At 38.5% G+C, this 6,000-nt stretch carries 5 protein-coding genes; all 5 read right to left on the reverse strand.

All coding sequences use genetic code 11. The features are described 5' to 3' along the window. Positions 1-2,051: 2,051 nt before the first annotated feature. The 5 genes from virB11 to ACFIK3_RS01225 are packed head-to-tail and all read right to left on the reverse strand — an operon-like array spanning position 2,052 to position 5,909. Positions 2,052-3,113: a P-type DNA transfer ATPase VirB11 gene (gene virB11 / locus ACFIK3_RS01205; RefSeq protein WP_273790054.1), complete on the reverse strand. Its 1,062-nt coding sequence runs from the start codon at positions 3,111-3,113 to the stop codon at positions 2,052-2,054. Next, complete coding sequence (gene virB10, locus ACFIK3_RS01210) at positions 3,088-4,245, reverse strand: type IV secretion system protein VirB10 (RefSeq protein ID WP_375659826.1); 1,158 nt, start codon at positions 4,243-4,245, stop codon at positions 3,088-3,090. The genes virB11 and virB10 overlap by 26 nt, the downstream gene beginning before the upstream one ends. Then, the gene (gene virB9 / locus ACFIK3_RS01215; protein ID WP_273790052.1) at positions 4,245-5,054 is read right to left on the reverse strand and encodes a P-type conjugative transfer protein VirB9; all 810 of its coding nucleotides are present in this window, start codon (positions 5,052-5,054) and stop codon (positions 4,245-4,247) included. The genes virB10 and virB9 overlap by 1 nt, the downstream gene beginning before the upstream one ends. 13 nt (positions 5,055-5,067) lie before the next feature. Beyond that, a complete protein-coding gene (locus ACFIK3_RS01220; RefSeq protein WP_273790051.1) occupies positions 5,068-5,769 on the reverse strand; it encodes a virB8 family protein in 702 nt (233 codons plus the stop codon). Further along, positions 5,766-5,909: a TrwH protein gene (locus ACFIK3_RS01225; protein WP_273790050.1), complete on the reverse strand. Its 144-nt coding sequence runs from the start codon at positions 5,907-5,909 to the stop codon at positions 5,766-5,768. The genes ACFIK3_RS01220 and ACFIK3_RS01225 overlap by 4 nt, the downstream gene beginning before the upstream one ends. Positions 5,910-6,000: the final 91 nt, after the last annotated feature.

Consider the following 6,000-nt stretch of genomic DNA (forward strand, 5'->3'; position numbering starts at 1 on the left):
GTAAAACACTATCTTATTTAGGATGTGGTAATTAAAGTGGTTAGAAGGTGAAATCTGCTAGGCGAGGAGGCGGATAATTTGCAGCTCAGTGCGTGTAAAAAGCTTCACCCTTTGAGGTGTGATAGGTGGAGTCTGTTAGCCAATTACGTAAACTAGAGCGAAATCTACGTGGACAGGTTTTCAGACTAATCTCTCTTATATATTGTGATAGGAAACTCACATTAATAAGGACCACGACCGGTTGCAGAAAAAAGAAATCATTGCGAAAAAACAAGTACGCTTGTTTTAAAATTTTTAATGCTTCTGATCATAAGGGTATGCTGAAATCTCCTGTAGTATTACGCAGACCTTTCATATTCTCGAGCCAAGAATTGTCTATATATCCTCTTCAATCTGATCTTCACGAATTGATGTAAGAGATGGGTACGAGCACCTGTAAGAATAAGCAGACGCAAAGCCAGTTGTATCATTATTGTTGCTTTGCAGAGTGTTTGATAAAAATCTGGAACATTTCTCTAATTCATTGCCTGTTCATTAATGACTTTATGGCGTTGTTTTTCTAAAAGAGCTTTTGCTGTTGCCGCTTTTACTTACCAGATGGGAGTTAAGAGTATTACGTATCTCTCTGTTGGCATAATCTCTGAAACCGGTATACAGCCTCCTAATTTGAGGAGAATATGAAGCTGTAAAGGTGCAAACCAGTTTCTATTTTGCCGTCATTTTTTAGTTCAGTTTTATGACTTTCAAAAGTATCTAGAGTAATGTCTTTTAAATAATAGAGATTATGCATTGCTTCACGCTTTTGTTTCTCTCGTTTTTTAATAAGATCACAATCCTTATACAAAACAGAACGCCCCAACCCAAATACACCTGGCTTGTCAATTTATGCGCTTGTTTTAAAGAAACCTTTCTTTAAGGAGCCCCAGCTCATTTCGCGACAGTGCTCGTGGATGGTATAATGGTAAAGCTCCGATGAATAATATAAAATTTATAGAGCATCTCCATTTTTACACTTCATAAAAGAGAAAGTTGGGTGCCATTAGACACTTTGCAAACTCCCAATGTTGCGACAGTTTTTGGCATTTTGGATGGTTTATAAAAGGTATTTTTAGTGCTTTTTTGTACAGTTTCATTCTATACGGCTTTATTCGCTTGTAATGTGCAAGAGCATGGTTTTGGTTAATAGACAGCTTTGAAATGAGAGAATCTTACGGTACTAAGATCTTTTATCCAACACGCAAAATAATGAACACTCTTTATAAATCAATGTGACGTGGCTTAAGAAGAGGGATTGTATATCTGTGCTTTTAGGAATTTTTGCTTTTTGAGGTGCAGAGAAGAGAGCAGGAATATTCAGAGAGTAGAGCTTACCTGTGTAGTCTATGGATATCCTCTTTAGGATGGGGACATAAGCTACGTGATATGGTTAGCAAAGCTTGCTTAAGAGAAATTTAGTTGTTTACGAACAGCCGTAGGTTAAGAATCTTTCTTCGTCCGAAGAAGACGTCGATATGCCACTATACTTTTTATTACGAAATAGAATGTGGTTTATGGATGCTAAATCGAAATGATAGTTTATTTCGTATGAGGTTTTCCGTATCTGGAGATTGTTTGGTGAAAAAACATATTTATTAATCACTTGAAAATAGCGCTTAGAATTTTTAAACGATAAGTTTTGGTCTTGATGACGATAATTATTTATTATGATTGAAAGGACCTGTTTTACGAAGCTTTCATTGATATGCGAATCAAAATTTCTTCTTTTCTTTTGTTGAAATATTTATTTTATAGCTATTTTTTTGCATTAAACATACTTTTTCAAAAGATAAATGGGAAGAATGATCAAAGGTAAGAGAATAGAGAGAGCCTTATGTATAATTTGGTTTTCTCGTAGAGTTGTTGTCTATTAACTTTTTTCTTCTTTTATTCATGAAGAGTGTAGAAGATCCATTGGAAAAGAAAAGAGAATAGGAAAAGCTAAATAAATAGCCGTAACAACTAGTTACGGCTATTGTTTGTTTGTATCATCTTACCGAGAGAGGAAGCTCCCCTTAAGCGATTTTTGATTTAGCAAAAATTGGGTCGTAAAAGACTTCAGAGAGTTTTCTATCTTTAAAGAACAACACTACGTCAACTGTTGTATAGAGAACGATTTTTATCATTTCTAACTCGAGTTGCCGGCCAACTTCTGATCTTTTAATCAAGGTGGCACATCGTTCAAATGTCTGCAAAGCGCTGTTGGCATGCGTCGTTGTAATCGATCCAGGATGGCCAGTGTTGAGCGAATTGAGATATTCCCATGCTTCATTGCCTCGCAATTCAGCGAGAAAAATTCGGTCGGGCGACTGACGCATACACGCATCTAGACACTCTTCAGCTGAAACACGGCCTACATTGTTACCATAAATCATATGTACATGATTGGGATGATTGGGTAGAAAAAGCTCATGAACATCTTCAATTGTGATAATACGCTCCTCTACAGGAACCTTTTCAATTAAAGAGCGGGCAAATGTTGTTTTACCAGATCCTGTTTTACCTGCAATAATAATGTTGCGTTTGTGAAGGACGCATTCTTGTAAAAATTCAAGAATTTTTCCATCACGTTTATGTTGCAAAAGTTGAACTTCAAATGGTTCCAACCGTGTGAAGTCCTGCTTCGATAACAAGTTATTGGCTTCTTTTGCTGAAGGCTTATTAAAACTTACATCAGAAAAATCGTCAAATGCCCCTTCTTCTTTGAGTTCTTCTAACGTCTTAACTACAAGAGAATGTTTACGAATTACAAAGGAAAGAGCACCATCAACAACAGCTGGTGTTTGTATAATTGTACCACGTTGTCCACCAGGCAAGAGCACATAATTAATACTTCTGGGAGCCATACCGTTATAAACGATAATAGCTGTAATAAGCGTTTGCAAAAAAGTGGTTGTTAACTCTGGTACGCTATGTACTTGCCAACCCTTAAAGCTTTTCGTCCATACTTCATAGGGGCGGCAAATCGATAATTCAGTGATCGTGGGATCTTCTAAGAAACAATCAAGCGGTTGCAGAAGCTGAAAAACTGCTTGATCTTTCTGTATCGGGTTAACGTGTGACGAGACTGTAGACATTGCTGAAATCCAGATCACGAGCAACAAAAATATTTACTCGTTCGCCTTGGTTTTTGTAAAGTGTTGGTGTGATATTGATGGAATTTTGAAGAACATCGATTGCTATAGATTCAGCATTCTGAGCATCTTTATTTTGTGAATTCTCTTTATTTTCTTTGCTGCTTTTATTAACTTTTCCTCTTACCCATTCTCCTAAATCACCGATAATGCTTACCATAATTGCACTACCAAATCTCTCCCAAAAATGTCTGTCAACCCAGCCACCAATACCCGCTTCACCCAGAGGACCTGTGCCTGGTGAGTCAAGATTGACAACAACACCAGAAGGCGTTTCGATGCGTAACCATTGCACAAACACGCGCGTTTGTCCTTGTTGTATGCCACTTTGGTAAAAACCAACGACTTTAGAACCACGGTCAAGCAAAACAACACGTCCACTTGTGGAATAAATATCGCGTGTTAAATAGCACGTCGTCATTCCGGGTTGTGATGTAATGATCTTTGTTTCTAACGTACAATCTATTTGCGTTCCTTGTGTAATCAAAAAGTCACGGTTACGAAGTTGCATCGCATGTGATTGACCTAAACGTACGGGCTGAAGGTTATCAAATAATACGCCATTACCTGTATCATTATTCGATGCTTTATTATTCGTATCTGTAGATCCTTCGCTACCACCGTTGTTAAGGCTAGAACTGAGCATACGTTTGCGTGCTAATTCTTCAGAATCTTGGAGCATATGTGGAGGAATGGCTGTTTGAAGAAGTTTACTCAAGGCCGGTGGAATATCTAGGTTTGAATCTTCTATTTGTGTTGATTTTTCTGCTTCTTCTACAGTCTTTGGCTCTTCTATAATCCGAGGGACGTAGTTTGGTATAATTTGCTGTACTATTTGTTGTGGTTTTTCTTCCTCAACTTCCACGGTATTACGCATTGTAAAAGCTTTCCAAGTCAATGCAATCGGTATCGTTACTATGACAATAAGTCCTACCACTAACAATGCACGGGTACCTGGAATTGTCGGACGACGTTCAGAACCTAGTTCGGACCCTCCATAGGCACCTTCAATATGTTTTTGCTCGACGTTGTCCAGTTTTGTACCTTTTCCCTCTCCTTCCTTATTGTCAAACATCATTTTCCTCCTTTATTGATACGATAAACCACCGAAGATACTGTCCCTGTTGTGTTTGGTACGCCGCCATTGGGGTCATAGGCTTCATTAAAAACAGCTAGAGCGCGTTTACCAAGCCGTATGAGCCATTTAGGATTGACCTTATGAACGGCGATAATATCATTAGAACTGCCGATAACGGTGCGTGGTATTAAGCTTTCATTTCCTTCAGCATCTACGACATAAATCGATGGCATATCCATGTTAGCGGGAAATTTGAAATAAGTAATACGCCCATTGTCCCAAGCATTTATCGGAGCAATATCTTGGTGACCGCTCATGGTATAACTGAGATTATAGCCGTTGACGCTTTGGTGAAAACCACGTTCAATCGCAAGGCGTCGATTGTTTTCTTCTGACTTTTCATCGTTTGAATCGGGATAATGGAAAGCCAATTCATAAGTTGATCCCGCACGGTCATTCCGAAACTGTAGTCGGAATTTGTAACTCCGTTTGTCAGTTACAACGATGAGATTGGTATTGGCAAGCTCTGCTTTTGGTTTAATAAAAATATGCCGCCCTTTATGAGCAAAGGCATAGGCTTCAGAATCGCCAAAGGCATGAGTTATGTACTGTTCACCTTCTTCAAGAATAATATGTGTTGCCACACCAAGAACTGTTTCAATTTGAACCACATCGGCTTCGTTATATGTTATATAGCGAATGCGGTGATCATATTGTGAATTTGATGGACTTTTGAGCGCCTGCACAGGTACCGTATAAAGAGAAGAAAACGAAGACAATAGAACAACGAACGCAAGTTTTTTCATAACAATCAATTCCTTAATCATTCAACAGTATTTCTGGGTCAGAACGGTAACTTGTTACTTGAAAACCAAGGGGGTTAAGCAATCGATCAGATGATTTCATGGGTGCACCGATATAGGTGTAACCAATTGTTGCAATCTGGTGCTGTTTTGGTCCAGTAGCAGCACCGTTGCTGTCAAGTTGCTGAGTCGTAAAACGTACAGTTGCTTGACCGAGTCCATTAGGCTGGATTGATCGTACTTTAACTGTGATACGTGCTTTGTTGGAAAGCACTTTGTCCCGTGCATTTTCTCCATCATAGATTTTATAATATTCTTGTTGAACAGATGCCGCACTTAAAAGTGCGGTTGTGTCATAGTTCAGTTGAATGGTATCATAGTCGTAAGTTTCGCGGTTAAGCACATATTGGTTTAGCCAATACCTATCTACAACTTCACCATAGCTTTCTTCGTGTTCACGCATGATTGAGATAACATCAACTGCACCCGTCGTATTATCAACGCGCAATACTAAGGGAGTTGGAGCTGGTTGAGAAAATCCAACAACTCCACATATCATACCGAATAAGCCAAAAAGACCCACAGTACTCGCGACACGCCATGCCGTTCTGCGCGACCTTATAAATTCATTGATAAGATCACGTTCTAAGCCACGGCTTTCTTCATAATAACTTCTAAGTTGTTCGGCTTTCACTGGTTTTGCTTGTTTTGTTTTCATCTGTCTCCTCGCTTAATTTCGGCAGGGATTGTTTTATTAATAGGTACACGGTTCCTATCATTTGGCTGTTTTAGCTTTGGTGCTAATGCACAAGCCGATAAAAGGTTTGCAATCAAAATTATAAGAATGATCGACTTCATTTTAATATAACTCTTTTTTATTGTTATATACATCCTGATATTTGTTGTCATTATTATTATTTTGAACATAAAGTAAAGTACGTTGTGTGTA

It is taken from the genome of Bartonella sp. CB10SXKL, assembly GCF_042195515.1.
GTDB lineage: Bacteria > Pseudomonadota > Alphaproteobacteria > Rhizobiales > Rhizobiaceae > Bartonella.